A 22,044-nucleotide genomic window follows, 5' to 3' on the forward strand; every position below is an offset into this window, starting at 1 on the left:
AATTGCAAGAACTTCTTATACTTGGCTTTTTCCTTTCCAATAAAAAAAAACCTGCTTACTAATGTAAGCAGGGCATATACATAAATTTAACGAGGTTCTACAATTATTTTAATGGCTGTACGCTCTTCTCCATCAATCTCAATATCTGTAAATGCAGGAATACACACAAGGTCAATACCACTCGGTGCAACAAAACCTCTTGCTATCGCAACAGCCTTAATCGATTGATTTAGGGCACCTGCTCCAATAGCTTGAATTTCTGCAGCTCCTCGTTCTCGAATTACTCCGGCTAGAGCACCTGCTACAGAATTTGGTGTGGATTTTGCTGAAACTTTTAAGACTTCCATTTTCTTGTACCTCCTCCATGTACGAGTCTAATCGGTTCTAGCTAACAGACGACGATCCGTGGTCAATGGTTATGTCAGCACCTAGCCTTTTGTACAAGATGATGCTTTATCTAATAGTATTTCGCAAAATCAATTCATATTCCTGCTTTCCAAAATAAAATTCTGATGATTCAAACATTACTCAAAGAAAGGCTGATCATCATTGATGAGAATCCGCTGAATTGATTTTGCTAAACCCGTTTTCGGATCAATATCAATAACCACTCCATTTAACTGTTCCCTGCCATTATCAACTTCAAACCTTACTGGTAATGTTGTCAGAAATTTGTTAATTACAGTTTCTCTTTCAACTCCTAAAATTCCGTCATACGGACCCGTCATCCCTACATCCGTTAGATAGGCCGTACCTCCTGGTAAAACACGATTATCAGCGGTTTGAACATGAGTGTGTGTTCCCATAACCGCGCTCACTCTTCCATCTAAATACCAACCCATAGCTTGCTTTTCACTTGTTGCTTCTGCATGAAAGTCAACAAATATAAAAGGGGTTCGTTTTTGCACTTCTTCTAAGATTTCATCAACCTTTCGAAACGGACAATCAATTGCAGGCAAAAATGTACGCCCCATCAAATTGATAACCGCTACTTCTAAATGATTAATTTTTAGATAGGTCCAACCTTTTCCTGGTGTTCCTGGAGGATAATTCGCTGGCCTTACAAGTGATTTGGCATCTTCAATAAATTCAAAAATTTCACGGTTAGCCCATGAATGATTTCCCAAAGTCACAGCTTGAGCGCCAGCATCAAGGAAACCTTTATATATTTTTTCTGTAATTCCTTTTCCTGAAGCAGCATTTTCACCGTTAATAATCGTTACAGTCGGTTTATATTTTTGTTTTAATCTTGGAACATAGTCCTTTATCATTTTTCTACCTGGTGAGCCAACTACATCACCTATAAATAAAATTCTCATAATGACCCCTTTGCTTACGTGATATCGATATCACAAACTTATGCTAATTTAAATAACCATTGTCTCGTCTTTACTTTCCCTACGTGTCCGCCTATAAAAAAATAAAGTGGCTTTCACCACTTTATTTTGCATACTCAACTGCTCTCGTTTCGCGAATAACTGTTACGCGAATATGGCCAGGATAGTCAAGTTCATCTTCAATTTTCTTTGTAATATCCCTTGCTAATTTATAAGCCATGTTATCATCAACAACATCAGGACGTACCATGATTCGAACTTCTCGTCCCGCTTGAATCGCATACGTTTTCTCAACCCCTTCAAAGGATTCAGAAATCTCTTCAAGCTTTTCTAAACGACGAATGTACGTTTCAAGTGTTTCACGTCTAGCTCCTGGTCTTGCAGCAGATAATGCATCAGCTGCAGCTACAAGATTAGCTATAATCGATGTTGCTTCCATATCTCCGTGGTGAGAGGCAATAGAATTAATAACAACTGGATGTTCCTTATACTTGGTAGCAAGTTCAACACCAATTTCAACATGACTTCCTTCAACCTCATGGTCAATTGCTTTCCCAATATCATGAAGAAGTCCTGCTCTTTTTGCAAGCTTAACATCTTCGCCTAGCTCAGATGCCATTAGACCAGTTAAATAAGCAACTTCCATAGAATGCTTTAATACGTTTTGACCGTAACTGGTTCTAAATTTAAGACGACCTAATATCTTAATTAAATCGGGATGTAGACCGTGAATTCCCATTTCAAATGTTGTTTGTTCCCCGTATTCGCGAATGGCTTCATCAACCTCGCGACGAGATTTATCAACCATTTCTTCTATTCTTGCTGGGTGAATTCGACCATCTTGAACTAATTTTTCTAGAGCAGTACGTGCAATTTCTCGTCGAATCGGATCAAACCCAGATAAAATAACTGCCTCTGGTGTATCATCGATAATTAAATCAATTCCTGTTAATGTCTCAAGAGCGCGAATGTTTCGACCTTCACGTCCAATAATTCGGCCTTTCATTTCATCGTTTGGAAGAGCAACAACTGAAACAGTTGTTTCAGCTACATGGTCTGCAGAACAACGTTGAATTGCTAGAGATAAAATCTCCTTTGCCTTTTTATCGGCCTCTTCCTTGGCTTGAGCCATTCGCTCTTTCACCATGACAGCTGTTTCGTGTGCAAGCTCTTGCTCCACTTCTGTTCGGATAGCTTCACGAGCTTCTTCACGTGTAAATCCAGAGATACGCTCAAGCTCAGCTTGGTGTTGGTTCAATATTTCTTCTACTTTGCTATCCATCTCTTCAACTTGTCGTTGTTTTTTGGTGAGAGATTCCTCCCTTTTATCCAAAGTTTCCTCTTTTTTATCTAAGGTTTCACTCTTCCGGTCAAGGATCTCTTCTTTTTGAACCAAACGATTCTCTTGTTTTTGAATCTCATTTCTCCGTTCACGAATCTCACGCTCTGCTTCAATACGAATTTTATGGACTTCATCCTTCACTTCGAGAATGGCTTCCTTTTTACTCGCTTCTGCATCACGCTTCGCATCCTCAACAATTTGTTTCGCTGAATGTTCTGCACTGGAAATTTTCGCTTCTGCAATGGATTTTCGAACAAGATATCCAACAACTGCAAAAATAATTGCAGAGACAACAAGCAAAGCGGAGAAGAGGAACACATTAATCTCAATACTCACTCTTTCACCTCCTCTTGCTATCTAATTGTTGGTTCCAATGTCATACTTTCTCATACTTATTTAACGTTGTATTCGGGAAATACAGATGAGTGCGGGATAAAATAATATGACAAGAATTCACCGCATCCGATTCAATTGTAAAGCTCGTTTCAGTTATTGTCAAGTGTTGTCAATTTCTTGAACTTCACTAACACCATCACTTATAACCACATCAAATGCTTTATCTCCAGACTCTGCCAAATGATGGTTATGAGTAATCATAATAATTTGTCGACCAAACATCGTACTTAAAGATTTTAGAAACTCATAAAGATAATAGATGTATTCACCTGATACATGCTTCCCTGGTTCATCTAGTAAGAGTGGGCCTGTCTGTTTCGGCTGGACAGTTTCTATTAATGCAACACGTAAAGCTAATGTCACAATGTCAACAACACCACCACCCCTAGAATCCTGTGGCTTTGTTTTTATTTTAACACCTTCATAGTCCGAAATAACATAAAATTCAGCAACTGCCTTGTTTCCATGTTCTTCAAGTTCAATTTGAAACGAAAATAAAGGACCAAACACATATTGAAGAGCATTCGTAACAAGAGTTTCCATTTGTTGCTTAGCTTGTTCTCTCGCGTATTCTGCAGATTGTTGCAACAGAATACGTGCTTTTTCGTATACATCAACCGTGTCATAATATGCTTCTAATTCCGTCTTCTTTTTTGAAAGTTGTTCAGTTAATAACTGGCGTTTTGCATCAAGTCTTGTCCATTCATCTTGAGCTTGACGCAATGTTTGCTGTAATTTCTCAATGGTTATGTCATCGTGGCTATTCCCCATCCTTTATCAATTCCTTAGGGATTAATGACCAGGCTTCCTGTAATGATTCCTCAATTTCTTTTTCTAATTTCAGAATTTCTTCATCTAGATCTTCTGGCTTTACACCAAGGTCTTTTAACTCTTGTAGCAATCGCTGTTTTTGGTTTTCTAATTCTTCAAGCTTTGCTTCTGCCCTGTAGCGCATATCACGGGCTTTATCAATTGCTTTTCTCATTTTAGTTAAATCTTGTTCTACTTGATTCATTCACGGACTCTCCTATCTATTAAATAGTGACTGCACTTTTCCTGCGTCGAAATCATTTCCACATGTTGGACAAGTCCCTTCATTCGCTAAAAGATGCTGATAGTTATGCTCAAGCTCTTGCTGTTCTGTTTTCTGCGTGTGTAAAAATTGTCTACCTTCTTGTAAACGTACCTCAAGCTCTTTAATACGGATGAATCGGTCTTTAAACTGCTGATGTACCTCTAACTTACCATGAATTGTCTCTTTTAATTGGTTGGCCTTTTCAATTCCCTTAAAAAGGTGAGTCCATTTACGTAAATGTGTTTCTTCTTGTACATTTGTAGTTAATAAGTGAGAAACATTTGCTAATTTCATTCTTTGCTTTTCATCGGCCTCAACTTTTTCTAATTGGTGAATCGATCTGCTTTTAATAAACGTGGTTTTTTCAAGGATACGTTCCGCTCTATTATTTTCATTCTGAAGCGTCTCCCAACCTATTTTTGTTTTTGAAATAGCTTTGTATTTTTCATATTGTTTTTGAATTCGCTGTTCGATGAGACTTGCTTCAAATACCTTTGATGTTTTATCAATCCAAGTACGACAAACATGAATCGTCTGCTCGAGCTCCTCCAAATGATTATACTTCTGTCTAAGAGTCAACAAACGATTCGCAAGTAACTTTAGACTTTCATGAACTTTTTCCCATTCCTCAAGAGGCTGAACATATCTAATGATTTGATCGGTCCTTCTAAAGTTTCTTTCAATACTTTGCGCCGTTTCACTTTTTTCTTTTAATTTGCTTAGACGATCCTTCTTAAAGGTTAACTGTTCTAGTTTCTGCTGAACAACATCTAACTTTTCTTTAGATGATGTGAGCATTTGAAACGGTTGTAGTTGGTCAGATAGTTCTGTAATCTCTTGTTCATCAAGTTTCACTCGTTGTTGTAGCTGTGAAATATCCTTCGATGTATCTCGAATCGCCATGTCAAGATAGTGGGCCCCACTAATTCGTCCAATTGTTTTTGCTCTTAGTGAACCTGTTTGCTCAAGCAAAAACGGTCCGTCTAGCTGTTGTGAAATATGCAGAAACAATTCGTGATCACGATCAATTCGTAATGAATTCATCCCATGAGCTCGAATGACCTCCTCCGGAACATGAGTGCCAAAGCCTTCGAGTATCAAATCATCTTGGTCTGGTTTTCGGATGATATAGCGATTTTTCGAAGATGTACGCTCACGGATAATTGTCGTCTCATGACTAAATGTAATACTAACACGAACAAAATCCGCTCCAACTTTAATAAAGTCTGTGCCTCGAGGTAAATTAAATAATACCCAACGAATCCCTCTCAATACTGCTGTTTTCCCACTATCAGATTGGCCAACAAGAACATTTAAACCATCATGTAAATCCAAATGGGTATCTAAATGAGATTGAAAGTTTTCTAGACGAACAGATTTAATATTACTCATTCTCGCCCCCCTTCCACACTTCTTCAACGACCGTCATTCTTCGAAGCGCTTCGTGTTTAACCTTATCCTCCACATTAGAAAGCATAGCTAACTCTTTAATGATATCACCCATATTTAATGAACGAAAATCAGATTGCTCTTTTACTTGTTGGACAAAAGCATGAAGTTTTTCCTCTTGATGAACAGCCTTTTCCAAGAAGCTTCGATCAAGAACCTCATCGCCTTTTTTTGAACAATCTAATACCTTTTCTTCAAGCTTTATCCCGGCTTTAGTGATTGTTCCAAGAATGACTTTTGGCTTTCTTGCTATTTCTGACCAGTGATTATTAATCCGAGCAATAGCTCCTGGATTACAAATAAATGTGCCATCCTTTTCTTTAATTCCAAAGCCCCCATGAAAATGACCTGTTAATAGAATGTCTGCCGTTGTTGACCAAATATGATCCACTAGCGTATATGGTATCCCCTCAGGTAGTGCTTTTTCAACTAACATGCTATGAACGATATGAATCATATAGTCGGCTTGATGGTCATTTGTTGGGTAGTAGTCAAGTTTAGGATCTCTTTGATCTATATCATAATGATAGGGTTGACCTGAAATTTGAACCTTGACTCCATTCTTTTCGATACAAATCGGTTCATTTGGATGGATAATAGTAATTAAACCAAACGAATCTAGTAAACCCAGCATTGTACGTGAAATCGTTTGAGGATTATGGCCAAACGTATCATGATTTCCTGAAATACCGTAAAAAGGCATCGTTGCTTTTCGAAATATTCTAGCAAACTCGCCAACAACATTTGGAGATAAATCCGGTCGATCAAACACATCCCCACCGTGTAAAAGAACATCCACCTGCTCTTTCTCAGCTATGCACATTATTTCTTCAATCTTTTCCTTTAATGTATCCGAAAACACATCTAATCGATTTTTAGGAGTGGTTCCTCGAATATGTGTATCAGTAAAATATAAAAACTTCAAACGAACACCTCATTTATTGTAACGCTCATTCAATTCAAAAAAACCAATGCATCAATTACAATGATAATGCATGACTGATTATCAGAAAAGAAAAAGCACCTATAAAGGTGCTTCCTCTTAAAACATTTATTATTTTAAGTCTAATGGTACATCTTCAAGTTCATTTTCACTTGGAGCATCAACAAGAATTTCACCATTCAGGCCATGATGATCGCGGATTAATTTCTCAACCTCTTCGGTAATTGCAGAGTTTTCTTTCAAAAATTGCTTTGAATTTTCTCTTCCTTGCCCAAGACGCTCCTCATTAAAGGAATACCACGCTCCACTTTTTTGAATAATATCAAGATCAGATGCAATGTCAAGAATTGATCCTTCGCGGGAAATCCCTTCCCCGTACATGATATCAACTTCTGCTACTTTAAATGGTGGAGCCACTTTGTTTTTAACAACTTTAATTTTTGTTTTATTTCCGACCATATCATTTCCTATCTTTAACGTTTCAGCTCGACGAACTTCTAAACGAACAGAAGAATAGAACTTTAATGCTCGCCCACCCGGCGTTACCTCAGGGTTACCAAACATAACTCCAACTTTTTCACGAATTTGATTGATAAAAACAGCAATGGTTTTTGATTTATTAATTGCTCCAGATAATTTGCGGAGCGCTTGGGACATGAGTCGCGCTTGTAAACCGACATGACTGTCGCCCATTTCCCCTTCAATTTCTGCTTTTGGTACTAGAGCAGCCACACTATCAATAACGACAATATCTACTGCGCCACTTCGAACAAGAGCTTCAGCAATCTCTAATGCTTGCTCACCGGTATCAGGCTGTGAGAGTAATAGTTCATCAATATTAACTCCTAATTTCTTTGCATATGATGGATCGAGTGCATGTTCAGCGTCAATGAAAGCAGCTTGGCCACCATTTCGTTGAACTTGGGCGATTGCATGAAGTGCAACCGTTGTTTTACCTGAAGATTCAGGTCCATAAACTTCAATAACACGACCTCGTGGATAACCACCTACCCCAAGAGCAATATCAAGAGCAAGTGAACCTGTTGAAACAGTCGATACTCGTTGTTCAGATTGCTCCCCTAATTTCATAATTGAACCTTTCCCAAACTGCTTTTCGATTTGACGTAATGCCATATCAAGAGCTGCTTTGCGATCACTCATTGATTATCTCTCCTCTATATATAATAAACTATGTTTATTGGAAAATTACTAATCTATCTTTCCTACGTTATTATCATAACGTTTTTTTCGACGTTTGCCAATAGTTTTTACGAACATTTATTCGGGTTTTTATTTTCAGGGGGAAAGTAAAAAGAAGAAACCATGTGTACAGCAATTGAAAAACGTAAAAGCTGCTGCGAGCTGGCTATGAAAAATCGTTTCATAACAGGCTCTTAGTTTAGAATAATCTAAACACCAACAGCAGCTTTACATATTGATTTCGTTTATTTAAATTTGGGGTTAATCAAACCTATTTTGATCGAGAAGGCGTACGATTTTCACGCTTTGGACGAGGTTTTGCTGGTTCAAGATTCACTCTGGCTCCATTAATTCTAGAGTAACGAAGTGCCTCATAAACGAAAGGAGCTACTTCTTCAGGGACTTCCACAAAAGTAAAGTTCTCAAAAATATCAATACGACCAACAGCTTTTCCTGGAATCCCAACTAGTTCGGAAATTTCCTCAGTAAGTACTTTAGGACTCATGTTCACATTTCGTCCGACATTAATAAAGAATCGAACCATTCCTTTTGCTCCGCCTGTTTCACCGAAATTGTAACCAGCTTCATCACCTGGTGAATCAGAGGAGAAATTCATTTTCAACAATGCAGATACTACTTGATCCGGAGTATGATTTTCAAGGATTTCTGATACAAGTGGAGCGAAAAGCTCCATTTCTTTCCCACCAGTTTCAATTGTATCACTTATTAGTTTTTTCCATGAGCTTTGCTGCTTTTCCACAACCTCTTCAATCGTCGGAACATCTTGTGATGGTATGCTCATTTTTATTTCATTTTCAATGGAGCGTAAATGCTTCATCTCCCTCGGAGTAACAAGGGTTAAAGCTAAGCCTTTCCGACCCGCTCTTCCTGTGCGGCCAATCCGATGAACATAGCTCTCAGGGTCTTGTGGAATATCGTAATTAATAACATGTGTAACATTTTCTACATCTATTCCGCGAGCAGCAACGTCAGTAGCAATCAAAAACTCAATTGATGAATCTCTGAATTTCTTCATTACACTATCTCGCTGTGATTGTGTTAAATCGCCGTGTAAACCATCCGCTAGGTACCCACGAGCTTGCAGTGCTTCAGCTAATTCAGAGACACCTTTTTTCGTACGACAGAATAAAATACCCAATTCAATATCTTCGCTATCAATAATGCGGCAAAGTGAATCAATTTTATTTCTTTCAAGCACTTTAAAATACATTTGATTAATCAAAGGAGCTGTTACCTCTCCTTTATTTATCGTTACTATTTTAGGTGAATTCATATATTTGCTTGAAAGCTTTTTAATAGCTAATGGCATTGTTGCAGAAAATAGTAATGTTTGACGATCTTTATTAACTTGTCTCAAAATTGATTCAATGTCCTCTACAAAACCCATATCAAGCATTTCATCAGCTTCATCTAAAACGATTGTATGAACTTTATCTAATTGTAAAGTTTGTCTACGCAGATGATCTAAAATCCGACCAGGTGTTCCAATGATGACTTGAACTCCCTGCTTTAATGCCCTGATTTGATGACTAATCGATTGCCCTCCGTAAATGGGTAATGTACGAATTCTTTTATGTGTAGAAAGTTTTTGTAGCTCTCCAGAGACCTGAATTGCTAGTTCACGCGTTGGTGTCAAAATCAATGCTTGAACATGACGTTCTGTCGTCACTTTATCGACAATTGGAATTCCAAAAGCCGCCGTCTTTCCTGTACCTGTTTGGGCTTGCCCAATAACATCGCCGCCTTCAAGAATAACTGGAATAGCCTTTTCTTGGATAGGTGAGGGCGCTTCAAAGCCCATGTCTTTAATCGCTTTTTGAATTGGTTCTGAGATTTGAAAATCTTTAAAATAAATCATTTTACTAAATTCCACCTTTTCAATTCGTTCAAAAGCTCGAAACATGCATGTTTTATAGCTCGTTCTCGAATAGCTTGTCGACTTCCACCAAGGGACAACTCAATTACCTTTTGGTGAATTGGTCCGTTAATACCTATATATACAGTTCCGGGCTTTTTTTCTTCCTGTAAACCAGGACCGGCAACCCCTGTAAGGCTTACCGCTACATCTGATTGAAAAACACGCTTTGCCCCTTTTGCCATTTCGCTTGCACACTGTTCACTAATGACACCATGCTCTTCAATAAGAGTATTCGACACACCTAACAAATTTTCCTTTACACTAGTTGAATAAGACACTGCTCCACCTTTAAAAACAGTAGACGCTCCAGGGAAGGATGTTAACTCTGTAGCTAGCAATCCCCCTGTTAAACTTTCAGCAGTAGAAATCGTCAGCCCATTATCTTTTAAATGTTGAAATAACTGCTCGACCAATGAAGTATCATCATAACCGTAAAGGAAGGAACCTACTCGATTTGTTATTAACTCTTCGGTTTCATCTAACAGCCGTTTAGCTTCCTTGGTACAAGAAGACTTAACAGTTAAACGAAGTGTGACCTCACCATCCCCAGCTAACGGAGCGATGGTTGGATTTGACTGGTTAACAATCAAATCTAAAATTTCACTTTCTAGTTGCGACTCACCAATATTAAAAAAACGTAATACCCTTGATGTAATCGGGGTATTCATCTGAAGCTTAGACAATAAATAAGGTTTTAATTCAAATTTAAACATTGGCTCCATTTCTTTTGGAGGACCTGGGAGTAAAACGAATGTACAATCTTCTTCCGTAACAACCATGCCTGGAGCCATTCCGAAATGGTTAGCAAGAACTTTACTTCCCTCAATAATGAGCGCTTGTTTCTTATTGTTTTCAGTCATTGGACGTTGACGTTGGATAAAGTAATCGGTTATATAATTAAGCGCTTCTTCATTAAATTCTAATTTTCGCCCACAGACATTTGCAACCGTTTCTTTTGTGAGATCGTCCTTTGTTGGGCCTAACCCACCAGTAAGGATAATTAAATCTGATTTTGCTTTCGCTTGTGAAAGAGCATCTGCTAGCCTCGTTTCGTTATCTCCTACCACTGTTTGTACATACACATCAATCCCGAGTTCTGCTAACTCTTTTGAAATGAACCTTGCATTTGTATTAAGAATTTGACCTAGTAATAATTCTGAACCTACTGAGATAATTTCTGCATTCATGCCTCTCACCCTTTCATTACCTTGACTTCAACAATATATGTTGGTTCTTAAGAAAATAATCAATTCCTGAGATAAGAGTGAGGATTGTTGCTATCCAGATAGCCAACATATCGAAAGGTAGTGACACAAACGCAAATGGAATATTATGTAACATACAAGCGGAAATCGCCACAATCTGAGATACGGTTTTTAGCTTCCCTAATTGGCTTGCTGCAATTACTTCTCCATCTGCAGCTGCAACTAACCGAATTCCAGTAACAGCAAACTCGCGACTAATAATAATAATCGCCATCCACGCTGCAATAATCTGTAACTCCACTAGGGCAATCAAAGCCGCTGTGATTAATAATTTATCAGCCAACGGGTCAAGAAACTTGCCAAAGTTTGTAACTAAATTCAATTTTCTAGCATAGTACCCATCAAGCCAATCCGTCGCAGATGCAAAAATAAAGATTCCTGTCGCAACTAGATGAGAAACAGGAATTATGGTACCAAGTAGCTCTACTTCACCGAGTGGCAAAGGCGCTAAGAGAAACACCATAAAAAGGGGGATTAAGAAAATTCTAGAGATTGTTATTTTATTTGGTAAGTTCACACAAGGTTCCTCCCTTCTTTCAAATGTTATCTCATATTTACAAACTCAACAGGAAAATCAAGATCTTGTTGCTTTAATTCCTGAATAACGGTTTGCAGGTCATCTATATTTTTAGCTGTAACTCTAACCTGTTCATTTTGAATTTGAGCCTTCACCTTTAAACCGGAGTCACGGATAAGTTTTGAAACCTTTTTTGCCCTTTCAGCACTTAAACCGCTTACGAGTGTAACAACTTGACGAACGGTACCTCCAGAAGCTCTCTCAATTTTCCCGAATTCCATTGATTTTTGTGAGAGACCTCGTTTAATAAATTTCATTTGTAAAATATCAATAACACTTTCAAGCTTATATTCATCGTCAGAAATAATAGTAATCAATTCATCACTCGTGCGCTCAATTGAACTTTTTGACCCCTTAAAATCATACCTGTTTGTTATGTCTTTCATTGCCTGTCCAATCGCGTTATCGACTTCCTGAGAGTTTACCTCTGAAACAATGTCAAAGGAATGTTCCTTTGCCATAGAAATCACCCTTTCACTTTAACCTAGTCATTTTTCTTGTACAGAGCATGCAAAAAGATATATTTAAGCATCACTCGTAGCATCTAATTGAATAAAAGTTACATAAAGGTTGCAGCTCACTATTACACATTTTATTGTACCATAATATGGTCTATTTTAATAAACTTCTACGATTATGCAAATGAATAGCCGAGCAATAAACGCTCGGCTGAAAAAGTAAACCTGATTAATTTAAGAAGTCAGAACTTCCAACCTCACACTTTCACTCTTATTCTTCTGAAAAACGGACATTAATTTTTTGATGTGCATTATTCAAAGGGAATTCAACTGGTTCTTCATTAATCGTTAGTTGTACATTCTGAGATGCACCAAAATTAAAGATGATTTCCTCTTCAGCACTAAAGTCTTCAGAAATTTCTACACCCGTGGTGGGCTCTCCTGAATAGAATGTATTACCTAACCCATTCTTAATATCAACATATGAACGGTCACTTATTTCAACAAAAGCTTTGAATTGATCTGTTCCTTCAATTTCAAAGTACGACGTATTCCCTCGTGATTCAATAAATACCAATTTAGCTTCCTCAACAGGCTCTTCTTCTGTTACTTCTTCAGCGGACTCTTCTTCCTCATCAGTTTCGCCTGTATTAGGTTCACTTTCAGGGTCGTCAACTTCCGAAATCGTCCCTAAATCAGCATCCAGATTTTCACTCGTCTCATCAGGAGTCACAACCTCTCCACTTTGTTGGCTCAACCACTTGGCCCCGACCCAAATGCCGACTACGGCTATAAGAACCAATGCAACCCATATAAGAGCCGGCATAAAAGATGTTACTCTTTTCTTTTTATTTGTTATTGGGGGCGCTTTAGAACGTTCTGTTCTAGATGGGAGCTCAACAGATTCTCTCCTTGGATTAGGAAGCTCATCTCGATATTCAGCAAACAATGGCTCTGAATCTAATCCAATTGCCTCCGCATAAGTCTTAACAAAAGCTCTTGCATAAAACAAACCGGGCAAAGTTTCGAAGCGCCCTTCCTCTATAGCGAGTAAATAACGCTTTTGAATTTTCGTGGTTCGTTGAAGATCATCAAGAGAAATCTGTTTTTGCTCACGTACCTCTTTTAAATGTTGACCTAACTCTGACATGTTAACACCTGCCTACTACTTTAACTAATATCAAAAGAGGAGAAGCCCGACTCTAATACGTCATAAGAAATCTTCTCTCCTTCATCATTTCTTAATTCAATCATACAATCAAAATCATCTAGTTCATATTCAGTTTCACGTACAAAAATATCCGGATGCTCGACCACCTTCACAGCTGGCATTCTCATCACATCATGCACTAATAAGCGGTGCTTTTCCGTAGAACGCATTGTCGAAACAATCCCATCAATGATAAAGATATGATCATTATTGACCTCTTCTTCTGAAAGATGGGTTCGCACAGTCTGCCTTAAAAGTGTTGAGGAAATAAATGACCACCTCTTACTTGCACATACACTCGCTGCCACAATGGATTCTGTCTTCCCAACACGTGGCATTCCTCGAATACCGACTAAATAATGACCATCCTGCTTATAAAGCTCCGCCATAAAATCAACGAGAAGACCTAGCTCACTTCTAATAAAGCGAAATGTTTTACGATCATCTGCATCTCTTTCAATATAGCGTCCATGTCTAATTGCAAGACGATCTCGTAATCTTGGCTGCCGAAATTTCATAACAGCAATGCTATCTATCTTATCGAGGATGGCGCGAAAACGAGCGATATGGTCGTCACTATGGCTTCTCATAAGCATTCCTCTATTTTTGTCATCTACGCCATTAATCGTCACAATATTAATGGATAGCATCCCTAACAAAGATGAAATATCTCCCAGCAACCCTGGACGATTATTAAGTATTTGATATTCTAAATACCATTCTTTTTCTTCCATAATCGTCACCCTCTCTAAACCAAACCTAATCATCCAAACCATCTAAATTTTGACAAGAACATGTAAATTTCTCTTCTTTTTTAATGATAATTGATCTTCATTATAATTGAAAGGACTTTCTCTATACAAACGCTTCTCTTTATTTAAGTAATAATTAAGGTCTAATATGTATATAGTAGAAAAAACGCCGCTTATCGCGGCGTTTCACAAAAAATTACCCTTCGTTTTGAACAAGCTTTACCATCATATTGGCGATCGCATGTTGTTCCTGCTCATCTGCAACTTTCCAAAGCTCGGCTAAAACACGCTCTTGTTCATTTTTAGGGTCAACTTGTTGTGACAAATATTCACCAACTTGATAAGCAACATCATTAATAACATTTTCTGTCATTCCTTCACTTTCTGCTTGTTGAAGTCGATCCCCTAAAAAATCTTTCCATTGATTCCAGTTGTCGAGTACAGACATATTGAAAACCCCTCCTTGAAAATGTACTTCGCCCTTATTTTTTCAAAACAACGGGTACTTTATACATCTTTTCATAAATTATTAACAGTACCATGCACCGTTAACAGACAAAATTTGACCATTTATGTATGTAGATTTTGCAGAACATAGAAAGCTAACTGAATGGGCAATATCAGTTGGGAGACCCAAAACCCCTGCAGGAATTTCATCCATTAGAAGTTGTTTTTCTTCAGCTGTATAATCATCAAGCATTCTCGTTTGAATCGCACCTGGGGCTACACCATTTACTTGAATATTATTTGGGGCAACTTCTTTTGCTAAGCCTTTCACGAAACTATTTAATCCACCTTTAGCAGCCGAATAAGTGACTTCACACGATGCTCCAGTCAGACCCCAAATGGAGGAAATAACAATGATTTTTCCAGAACGTTTGCGAATCATAGTTGGGAGTATGGCACGGGTAATTTTCATCGGATTTAACAAGTGAGTGTTCATTATTGAATGGATCTCTTCATTTTTGACTTCTGTAAATAATCCGGTTTGACTCATACCTGCATTATGAATTAGAACGTCTATAGACAAGTTTGGTAGATGATTTAATAGAATTTCATCACCTTCAGGGAGAGATAAATCACTCTGTATAAGAGTAACAAATGCCCCCTTTTGCTCACATTGTTGCTTAATCTTTAGTATAGCTTTCTTATTCTGGTGATAATGTAAAAAAAGCGAGTGCCCTGGTAAAGCGAGCTCCAGCGCAATCGCTGAGCCAATTTCACCAGAAGCACCCGTAATTAAAATTGTTTTCATCTTACTCTTCATATCCTTCTGCTTTAACTTGACAAACAGTGAATCGTTCAAAATTAAAATGTTCTTTCATCACACCAACTAAATAATCAACCGTTAAACCTTCTAGCGTTGGAACCACATCAAATAAATTCATATCGTTAAATTGATAACGAGTAAATTGATTGGCAATATATTCTGGGGAGTTTAAGGATCTTAGAAATGTGCCGATTTTTTTCTTAATAACCCGCTCAAAGTCATCTTGTGTTAGTGATTGATTAACAAATGTTTGGACCATTTCTTCAATACGTTCCGCTAATTTATCTGGGTATTTTGTATCCCCACCGATAACAGTAAAACCAAATCCATACTCTGCTGAATAATCAAAAGAAAATGAATCATCAATTAATCCTTCATCAAACAGCGTCTGATAATTTGTTGAACTTTGGCCAAACATTAGATCCAAAAGAACATTTAGAGCTAATTCATGCTTTAATAATTCAGTCCCTTGGCGTGTTGTTTCTTTATCTTTAAATCCCATTAAACATTTTGGCGTTTGAACAGGCATATGAATAACATTCTTTTTTGTTGCAACCACTGCGTCCTCCTCTGGATAGAACCGAACGATTTTTTCAGGTTGCGTAAAAGTCTTTTTCTCCTGATTATCCTTCACTTGCTTAATAACTACCTCAGGGTCAACAGGACCCACGACAAAAAGAAGCATATTGCTTGGATGGTAGAAGGTCTCATAGCACGTGTAAAGCAAATCTTTCGTAATATCCGAAATAGAAGCAACTGTTCCTGCAATATCAATTTTAACAGGATGCTTTTTAAACATATTTTCAATTACTCCAAAATAAGCGCGCCAATCTGGGTTATCATCATACATTGTAATTTCTTGATCGATAATACCCTTCTCCTTCTCAACGCTTTCCTCTGTAAAATATGGGTGTTGAACAAAATCCACTAATGTTTCAAGATTCTCCACAAGATTAGAGGTACTCGAAAATAAATAGGCTGTTCGCGTAAAACTTGTAAATGCATTGGCTGATGCGCCTTGTTTACTAAACTCTTGGAACACATCACCTTCTTCATCCTCAAACATTTTATGCTCTAAGAAGTGAGCAATTCCATCAGGGACGCGGATTGTATCTTTTTGACCGTGCGGAGTAAATTGATTGTCAATTGATCCATACTTTGTTGTAAATGTTGCAAATGTTTTATTAAAGCCTTCCTTTGGCAAAATATAAACATTAAGACCGTTACTCAGTTCCTCATGATATAATGTTTCACCTAATTGTTCAAAATTCACCGGTTTCATTGGCTCTCCTCCCTACCTTTTAAAAAGTAAATCGTATCGAGCTTAATTTTTTTTGCAACACGAATCATATCTTCTTTTGTCACTGCATCGATCTCCTCTATCCATTGCTCTAGAGACCGATTATAGCCACTAACAACTTGATGATAAGAGATTTCGACGTGCCCTCTAGCGACATCGACTGTTTCAAGTATTTGATTTTTAAGCATCGCTTTTGTTTGCTCTACTTCCTTTTCTGTAAACTCACCTGACTGCATCGTTTTAAGTTGTTCTTTTATAATGGTTACAGCCCGTTCATATTTAGAAAACTCAATGCCTGCCATAACCACCAGAATCCCTTTATGACTCTCATATCTTGATGCTGCATAATAAGCTAAACTTTCCTTCTCACGAACATTGATAAATAACTTTGAGTGTGAAAAACCACCAAACAAACCGTTACACACCTGCATTGCCACATAATCAGCATCAGCATACGTTGTATATGTTCTAAAACCAATATGAAGCTTACCTTGCTTCACATCCTGTTCCTCATGAACAACGTTTTCATTCCTAACTTCAGGACTTGGAGAACTTGGCCGCCCGTCGCCAAGAGAGGCTTGACGAGAAGAGAGTTTTCCAAATACTTCTGTAACTTTTTGTAATGCATCTTCTTCTGATATTGCCCCAATCATGTATAAATCAATGCGATCGGTATTAAGTAATGTTTGATAATAATCATATAATGACTCACTAGAAAGTGTCTCAACTTGTTGTTCCGTACCAAATGCGGTTAAGCGAAATGGTTCGTCCTTACACATTTCTTCCGTAATTCTAACGTTTGCATACCTCATCTTATCATCATAAACTGATTGAATTTTTTGAATCAATGCTCGCTTTTCATTCTCCACAGCCGATGTTGTAAAACCTTTTCCTTCAACATGAGGATTTAACAACACTTCTCCTAATAATTCAATGGCTTGATGGAATAGTGGAGTGGAGTCAGATAAAAAACGTTCATTAGCTACATCGATTCGCAATGTAATAACGTGCTGCTCACCTTTTTTTTGAACATCTGTAGTGAGCATCGCTCCATACATAGAATCCAATTTCTCTCTAAACTGTTTTCTTGAGGGGAATCCCGCTGTAGAGCTTTGAAGGACTTGAGGTAATAAAGCCCTATTCGCGACAGTTTCATTAGAGAGGGGAGCTTTTAACATTAACACTAAAGTGTTTGTTTTATATTTATCTGTTTTTACGGTATGTACATTCATACCTGGCAAATGGTGGTTCTTTTCAATCATACCCTTCATGACTATCATCTCCTTCGTTTCAGCTAGGCTTAGGTTATGCTTTCAATCGTCGTCTTACTACGTGAAATTTAAATTTATCTGCTCTGAAATAATTCAATGAATATAAAAGCGGGCACTCTGTCTGGTCGTAATGCGTTTGCTTTAATAAAAGCAAGGATGTTTCTGGTTCGCATTCTAGTATCTCCGAAATCATCTCGTGGTAACCTATAGGTTCAATATAGGTCACTGCATGTGTGATTGTGTGACCTATATCTTCTAAATATTGAAATAAGGACTTCGTTTCATGAATTGAATAATTTTCTGCGAGCTCATTAGGTATTCGATCAAGGCAATAGACAAGTGGTACACTGTCGGCAGTTCGAACTCTTTCCATTTCCATGATTTTGTCTAAATCATCTCGTTCAAATCGACGAACATCATCTTCGTTTGCCTCTCTGACAGATTTCGAGAGAAAAATAGTACCTGGCACCATATTCGCCTGCGTAATCATATCAGTGACACTAGATAATTCTTCAATACCCGCAGAAAACAACGGTTTCGTATGTACGAAGGTCCCAACACCATGACGACGAATAACGATACTCTCCTCTTCCAAAAGACGTAGGGCCTCCCTCAAGGTAGCCCTACTAATCCCTAGTTGTTTTGATAATTCATATTCTGAAGGCAGTTTCTCTCCTTCTTTAAACACATTGTTTTCAATGTCATTTTTAATACGATCAATCACTTGTAGATACAATGGCCGTTGATCCGTTTTTATCACGTCTATCACTCCGTTCTACGAGGAAGAAACCTCATCATTTCGCGGCTTTTGAACAAGGACTTCCCTTGGCTTGCTTCCCTCATACGGACCGACAATTCCTCTTAACTCCATCTCATCTATTAGTCTTGCCGCTCGAGTGTAGCCTATACGAAAACGTCTCTGCAACATAGAAACCGAAGCCGTATTCATTTCCATAACCAGTTCAACGGCAGGTTCATAAACATCATCATTCACTTCAGATGTAACTTCTGTCTCCTCAGTTGGAGTCATTTCTTCTTGATATTTCGCTTTCTGCTGAGAAATAACAAAGTCGACAATATTCTCGACTTCCTCATCAGATAAAAAAGCCCCTTGTATTCTTGTTGGCTTTGTTGCCCCCATCGGTAAATAAAGCATGTCTCCACGACCGAGTAACTTCTCTGCTCCGCCAGAATCTAAAATTGTTCGCGAATCGGTTTGAGAGGACACACCAAAGGCGATCCTTGAAGGAATATTTGCCTTAATAACACCTGTAATAACATCAACAGAAGGACGCTGCGTCGCAATAATCATATGAATGCCAGCAGCACGAGCCATTTGTGCTAATCTAGCAATGGAATCCTCCACATCACTCGAGGCAACCATCATCAAATCTGCAAGTTCATCAACAATTACGATAATGTAAGGTAGCAATGGCTGTTTTGCCTCGGATATGTTATTTTCCTTTCTGACGAGTTCATTATAGCCTTCAATGTTTCTAGTACCTGTATGGGAAAATAAATCATAACGTCGCTCCATTTCGGAAACAACCTTTTTTAACGCCTGAGAGGCCTTCTTTGGCTCTGTAACTACTGGTGTTAGTAAATGAGGAATCCCATTATACATAGTTAATTCGACCATCTTTGGGTCAATCATCATTAATTTAACCTCATGAGGTTTTGCCTTTATTAAGATACTCGTAATAATTCCATTAATACAAACACTTTTACCACTTCCTGTAGCCCCTGCTACTAAAAGATGGGGCATTTTATTTAGATGTGCAAGGACAGGCTCCCCAGATATATCTCTTCCTAATCCCACAGCCAATACATTGGATTCGCTTTTTGACTTTTCGGAATCCAATACTTCACGAAGTGTAACAATCGCCACTTCTTGGTTTGGAACCTCAATTCCAATTGCAGACTTTCCGGGAATAGGTGCTTCAATACGAATATCTTTTGCTGCAAGTGCTAAGGCTAAATCATCAGATAAATTTACAATTTTACTCACCTTAACGCCTACATTTGGATTTACTTCATATTTCGTAACAGCCGGACCGAGATGTACTTTTGAAACTCGAGCTTTCACTCCAAAACTCTCAAGTGTTTGCTCAAGCTTTCTCGCATTAGAAGTTAATTGTTGTTTTTCATGAAATTGTCCTGTATTATTCGGCAATTTCAGTAAATCCAGTTCCGGAAGTTTATAAGACTCATTCGTTTCGGAAGCGGTAATGAGTGGAGCTTGTACACCTGAATGCTCGTCTTCCTTTTTTTCCTCCGAATTTATTGTCTTCCCTTTTATGTCTTTTGATTCTTGACTACCAACCGCTTGTGATTGATAAGATTTTTGAGAAAAATCAACAATTTCTGGTTCAATTGGATTTTCTTTTTCACCATTAGGTATCTCGGAGGAATCTACTTCCTCTTTTTTGGGCTGTTTTTTTCTTTGTTTTTGAGCTGCCTTCTCTTCATTTAGTTTCTCTTTGGTTTTTTCTTTAAACTGTATAAACTCTTCCTTCATTAACTGAAGAGTATCAACGACAAAGACATACATTTTCCTTAGTACGTTTGAAAGCATTTCAGAAATTGAGCGTCCTGTCATTAGAATAAGTCCAATCAAAAATAAAACAACACTTAAAAAGTAGGTTCCTGGTTCTGCAAATAAAAAGTGACTGACAGCAAAAGCAATGGAACCAACCATTCCCCCGCCAAGGTCAGAAGGTGGAACTTCCCCCCTCATTTCCATCCAAAACAAATTCCACGTGTTCCTAATAACGGACCCATCTTCAAAACCTTCCGCACTCTGTAAATTATGAAATAAGCCTACGTGACTAAAGAGAACAAATGACAAAATAACTACATAGAAACCAGCCATTCTCCTTGACCATAAGTTCGGCTTCTGTCGTTTCATCATAATATAAATAGAAATAATTAACATACCAAGTGCAAGTACAATAAACCACTCGCCTAAGAAAAATCGAAACAACCTAACAAAAGTCTCGCCAACGCTTCCTAGACGAGCAAGTGTAACAACAGCAATGACAAGCAATCCGAGTCCAAATAATTCGTAGGTGAGCTGTGATTTCCACTCTGTTTTCTTTCGTTTTTTTCGTCTAGCCATTTGGTTCACCCTCTACTTCATGACAAATTTAAGAAAGCAGCCAATATTGGCTGCTTTAACCATCCTTGGATGGAATCATTATAGCATAAGACAAAGCTTGGCTACACAGTTAAAGTTGAGGTTTTGCTTGAATTACCGTACCAGGAGTATATTTTTGATTCAAATAATTCATTGGGTTTCCACTGATTAAACGGACTACTTTATATTCAGATGTATTTGTTTGCTCAACAATCAGATGCCCATCCTCACATGGAATTGTATGATATGTGGCATAGATCGATTCTTCTTGAGGAAATATTAACTCATGCGGCATCATTGTATATAAAATCATTGGATCACCTCATCTTGGTTCTGGTTTCGATAATCCTCAATGAGAGCATTAAGTTTTTTTAGTGCCGGACCTATTCCACCTACTTCATTGATTAGACCATACTCAACTGCGTCTGTTCCCACCACGTTTGTCCCGATATCTCGAGTCAAGTTTCCTTTTGATAGCATAAGCTCTTTAAACTTTTCTTCCGATATTGATGAGTGATTTGTAACAAAGTTGATAACACGTTCTTGCATTTTATCAAGGTATTCAAATGTTTGGGGAACACCAATTACAAGACCCGTTAAACGAACGGGATGAATTGTCATCGTCGCTGATTCTGCAATAAATGAATGATTAGCTGCTACTGCTATCGGAACACCAATTGAGTGACCGCCTCCAAGTACAAGGGTAACCGATGGCTTTGACATTGACGAAACCATTTCAGAAATAGCTAAACCTGCTTCAACATCTCCCCCTACTGTATTTAATATGAGCAGAAGGCCTTCAATTTTCGGATTTTGTTCAATCGCAACAAGCTGTGGAATAATATGCTCATATTTCGTCGTCTTGTTTTGTGGTGGTAATTGCATATGTCCTTCAATTTGACCAATAATCGTCATACAATGAATGTTCGAGTGATCCATATCCGGTACATTCGTTTGCCCTAATTCTTGGATTTTGTCTAAGATGCCCGACCCTTTTATTTCCTTTTTCGGTTGATCCGGGCTAGAAGGTTGGTCTGTATTGGGGGTATCCATCATATCTTTGTCCTCCTTCAATGTGTCTTCATCTAGTATGAACGTTGATTATCCTAAACATTCTCAGATTA

The 22,044-nt window shown here is 38.0% G+C and carries 22 protein-coding genes; all 22 read right to left on the reverse strand.

The window, feature by feature from the left end; translation table 11 throughout:
- Positions 1-86 precede the first annotated feature (86 nt).
- Positions 87-347, reverse strand: coding sequence for a stage V sporulation protein S (locus tag CEF19_RS01325; RefSeq protein ID WP_100404412.1), 261 nt, complete (start codon positions 345-347; stop codon positions 87-89).
- Between the two features lie 177 nt (positions 348-524).
- Positions 525-1,319, reverse strand: a complete 795-nt coding sequence (locus CEF19_RS01330; protein ID WP_100404413.1) for a TIGR00282 family metallophosphoesterase — start codon at positions 1,317-1,319, stop codon at positions 525-527.
- Positions 1,320-1,440: 121 nt separating this feature from the next.
- Positions 1,441-3,009 carry a ribonuclease Y gene (rny, locus tag CEF19_RS01335; RefSeq protein ID WP_100408156.1) on the reverse strand — a complete coding sequence of 523 codons (1,569 nt, stop codon included), beginning with the start codon at positions 3,007-3,009 and terminating at the stop codon, positions 1,441-1,443.
- A gap of 165 nt (positions 3,010-3,174) precedes the next feature.
- The gene (locus CEF19_RS01340) at positions 3,175-3,846 is read right to left on the reverse strand and encodes an AAA family ATPase (RefSeq protein WP_100404414.1); all 672 of its coding nucleotides are present in this window, start codon (positions 3,844-3,846) and stop codon (positions 3,175-3,177) included.
- Positions 3,836-4,090, reverse strand: a complete 255-nt coding sequence (locus CEF19_RS01345; RefSeq protein WP_100404415.1) for a hypothetical protein — start codon at positions 4,088-4,090, stop codon at positions 3,836-3,838. Before CEF19_RS01345 ends, CEF19_RS01340 begins: the two co-directional genes overlap by 11 nt.
- 12 nt (positions 4,091-4,102) lie before the next feature.
- Positions 4,103-5,542, reverse strand: a complete 1,440-nt coding sequence (locus CEF19_RS01350) for an AAA family ATPase (RefSeq protein ID WP_100404416.1) — start codon at positions 5,540-5,542, stop codon at positions 4,103-4,105.
- Positions 5,535-6,524: a metallophosphoesterase family protein gene (locus CEF19_RS01355; RefSeq protein WP_100404417.1), complete on the reverse strand. Its 990-nt coding sequence runs from the start codon at positions 6,522-6,524 to the stop codon at positions 5,535-5,537. The genes CEF19_RS01350 and CEF19_RS01355 overlap by 8 nt, the downstream gene beginning before the upstream one ends.
- A gap of 129 nt (positions 6,525-6,653) precedes the next feature.
- Positions 6,654-7,703: a recombinase RecA gene (recA, locus tag CEF19_RS01360; RefSeq protein ID WP_100404418.1), complete on the reverse strand. Its 1,050-nt coding sequence runs from the start codon at positions 7,701-7,703 to the stop codon at positions 6,654-6,656.
- A gap of 310 nt (positions 7,704-8,013) precedes the next feature.
- Positions 8,014-9,621 (reverse strand): DEAD/DEAH box helicase, encoded by a 1,608-nt coding sequence (locus tag CEF19_RS01365; RefSeq protein ID WP_100404419.1) that lies wholly within the window; start codon positions 9,619-9,621, stop codon positions 8,014-8,016.
- On the reverse strand, positions 9,618-10,868 hold the full coding sequence (locus tag CEF19_RS01370) for a competence/damage-inducible protein A (protein WP_100404420.1): 1,251 nt from the start codon (positions 10,866-10,868) through the stop codon (positions 9,618-9,620). Before CEF19_RS01370 ends, CEF19_RS01365 begins: the two co-directional genes overlap by 4 nt.
- 16 nt (positions 10,869-10,884) lie before the next feature.
- Entirely contained in the window at positions 10,885-11,463 is a 579-nt protein-coding gene (pgsA, locus tag CEF19_RS01375; RefSeq protein ID WP_100404421.1) for a CDP-diacylglycerol--glycerol-3-phosphate 3-phosphatidyltransferase, read from the reverse strand.
- A 26-nt stretch (positions 11,464-11,489) separates the two neighbouring features.
- On the reverse strand, positions 11,490-11,984 hold the full coding sequence (locus tag CEF19_RS01380) for a YajQ family cyclic di-GMP-binding protein (protein ID WP_100404422.1): 495 nt from the start codon (positions 11,982-11,984) through the stop codon (positions 11,490-11,492).
- A gap of 268 nt (positions 11,985-12,252) precedes the next feature.
- Positions 12,253-13,131 carry a helix-turn-helix domain-containing protein gene (locus CEF19_RS01385; protein ID WP_100404423.1) on the reverse strand — a complete coding sequence of 293 codons (879 nt, stop codon included), beginning with the start codon at positions 13,129-13,131 and terminating at the stop codon, positions 12,253-12,255.
- Between the two features lie 20 nt (positions 13,132-13,151).
- Positions 13,152-13,925, reverse strand: a complete 774-nt coding sequence (locus CEF19_RS01390; protein WP_100404424.1) for a DUF3388 domain-containing protein — start codon at positions 13,923-13,925, stop codon at positions 13,152-13,154.
- Between the two features lie 214 nt (positions 13,926-14,139).
- Positions 14,140-14,391: a DUF3243 domain-containing protein gene (locus CEF19_RS01395; protein WP_100404425.1), complete on the reverse strand. Its 252-nt coding sequence runs from the start codon at positions 14,389-14,391 to the stop codon at positions 14,140-14,142.
- Between the two features lie 81 nt (positions 14,392-14,472).
- The gene (ymfI, locus tag CEF19_RS01400; protein WP_100404426.1) at positions 14,473-15,198 is read right to left on the reverse strand and encodes an elongation factor P 5-aminopentanone reductase; all 726 of its coding nucleotides are present in this window, start codon (positions 15,196-15,198) and stop codon (positions 14,473-14,475) included.
- Between the two features lies 1 nt (position 15,199).
- Positions 15,200-16,495, reverse strand: a complete 1,296-nt coding sequence (gene yfmH, locus CEF19_RS01405; protein ID WP_100404427.1) for an EF-P 5-aminopentanol modification-associated protein YfmH — start codon at positions 16,493-16,495, stop codon at positions 15,200-15,202.
- Entirely contained in the window at positions 16,492-17,784 is a 1,293-nt protein-coding gene (gene yfmF / locus CEF19_RS01410) for an EF-P 5-aminopentanol modification-associated protein YfmF (RefSeq protein ID WP_100404428.1), read from the reverse strand. The genes yfmH and yfmF overlap by 4 nt, the downstream gene beginning before the upstream one ends.
- A 34-nt stretch (positions 17,785-17,818) precedes the next feature.
- Positions 17,819-18,544, reverse strand: coding sequence for a GntR family transcriptional regulator (locus tag CEF19_RS01415; RefSeq protein WP_100404429.1), 726 nt, complete (start codon positions 18,542-18,544; stop codon positions 17,819-17,821).
- A gap of 15 nt (positions 18,545-18,559) precedes the next feature.
- Positions 18,560-20,902 carry an FtsK/SpoIIIE family DNA translocase gene (locus CEF19_RS01420; protein ID WP_100404430.1) on the reverse strand — a complete coding sequence of 781 codons (2,343 nt, stop codon included), beginning with the start codon at positions 20,900-20,902 and terminating at the stop codon, positions 18,560-18,562.
- A 109-nt stretch (positions 20,903-21,011) separates the two neighbouring features.
- Positions 21,012-21,233, reverse strand: a complete 222-nt coding sequence (locus CEF19_RS01425) for a YlzJ-like family protein (RefSeq protein WP_100404431.1) — start codon at positions 21,231-21,233, stop codon at positions 21,012-21,014.
- Entirely contained in the window at positions 21,230-21,976 is a 747-nt protein-coding gene (locus CEF19_RS01430; protein ID WP_100404432.1) for a ClpP family protease, read from the reverse strand. Before CEF19_RS01430 ends, CEF19_RS01425 begins: the two co-directional genes overlap by 4 nt.
- Positions 21,977-22,044 lie beyond the last annotated feature (68 nt).

The organism is Bacillus solitudinis (genome assembly GCF_002797395.1).
Taxonomy (GTDB): domain Bacteria; phylum Bacillota; class Bacilli; order Bacillales; family Bacillaceae_D; genus Halalkalibacter_A; species Halalkalibacter_A solitudinis.

Coding starts and splice junctions, on each gene's coding strand:
- CEF19_RS01325 (WP_100404412.1), bottom strand. CDS start 347: ATGGAAGTCTTAAAAGTTTCAGCAAAATCCACACCAAATTCTGTAGCA.
- CEF19_RS01330 (WP_100404413.1), bottom strand. CDS start 1,319: ATGAGAATTTTATTTATAGGTGATGTAGTTGGCTCACCAGGTAGAAAA.
- CEF19_RS01340 (WP_100404414.1), bottom strand. CDS start 3,846: ATGGGGAATAGCCACGATGACATAACCATTGAGAAATTACAGCAAACA.
- CEF19_RS01345 (WP_100404415.1), bottom strand. CDS start 4,090: ATGAATCAAGTAGAACAAGATTTAACTAAAATGAGAAAAGCAATTGAT.
- CEF19_RS01350 (WP_100404416.1), bottom strand. CDS start 5,542: ATGAGTAATATTAAATCTGTTCGTCTAGAAAACTTTCAATCTCATTTA.
- recA (WP_100404418.1), bottom strand. CDS start 7,703: ATGAGTGATCGCAAAGCAGCTCTTGATATGGCATTACGTCAAATCGAA.
- CEF19_RS01365 (WP_100404419.1), bottom strand. CDS start 9,621: ATGATTTATTTTAAAGATTTTCAAATCTCAGAACCAATTCAAAAAGCG.
- CEF19_RS01370 (WP_100404420.1), bottom strand. CDS start 10,868: ATGAATGCAGAAATTATCTCAGTAGGTTCAGAATTATTACTAGGTCAA.
- CEF19_RS01380 (WP_100404422.1), bottom strand. CDS start 11,984: ATGGCAAAGGAACATTCCTTTGACATTGTTTCAGAGGTAAACTCTCAG.
- CEF19_RS01385 (WP_100404423.1), bottom strand. CDS start 13,131: ATGTCAGAGTTAGGTCAACATTTAAAAGAGGTACGTGAGCAAAAACAG.
- CEF19_RS01390 (WP_100404424.1), bottom strand. CDS start 13,925: ATGGAAGAAAAAGAATGGTATTTAGAATATCAAATACTTAATAATCGT.
- CEF19_RS01395 (WP_100404425.1), bottom strand. CDS start 14,391: ATGTCTGTACTCGACAACTGGAATCAATGGAAAGATTTTTTAGGGGAT.
- ymfI (WP_100404426.1), bottom strand. CDS start 15,198: ATGAAAACAATTTTAATTACGGGTGCTTCTGGTGAAATTGGCTCAGCG.
- yfmH (WP_100404427.1), bottom strand. CDS start 16,495: ATGAAACCGGTGAATTTTGAACAATTAGGTGAAACATTATATCATGAG.
- yfmF (WP_100404428.1), bottom strand. CDS start 17,784: ATGAAGGGTATGATTGAAAAGAACCACCATTTGCCAGGTATGAATGTA.
- CEF19_RS01420 (WP_100404430.1), bottom strand. CDS start 20,902: ATGGCTAGACGAAAAAAACGAAAGAAAACAGAGTGGAAATCACAGCTC.
- CEF19_RS01425 (WP_100404431.1), bottom strand. CDS start 21,233: ATGATTTTATATACAATGATGCCGCATGAGTTAATATTTCCTCAAGAA.
- CEF19_RS01430 (WP_100404432.1), bottom strand. CDS start 21,976: ATGATGGATACCCCCAATACAGACCAACCTTCTAGCCCGGATCAACCG.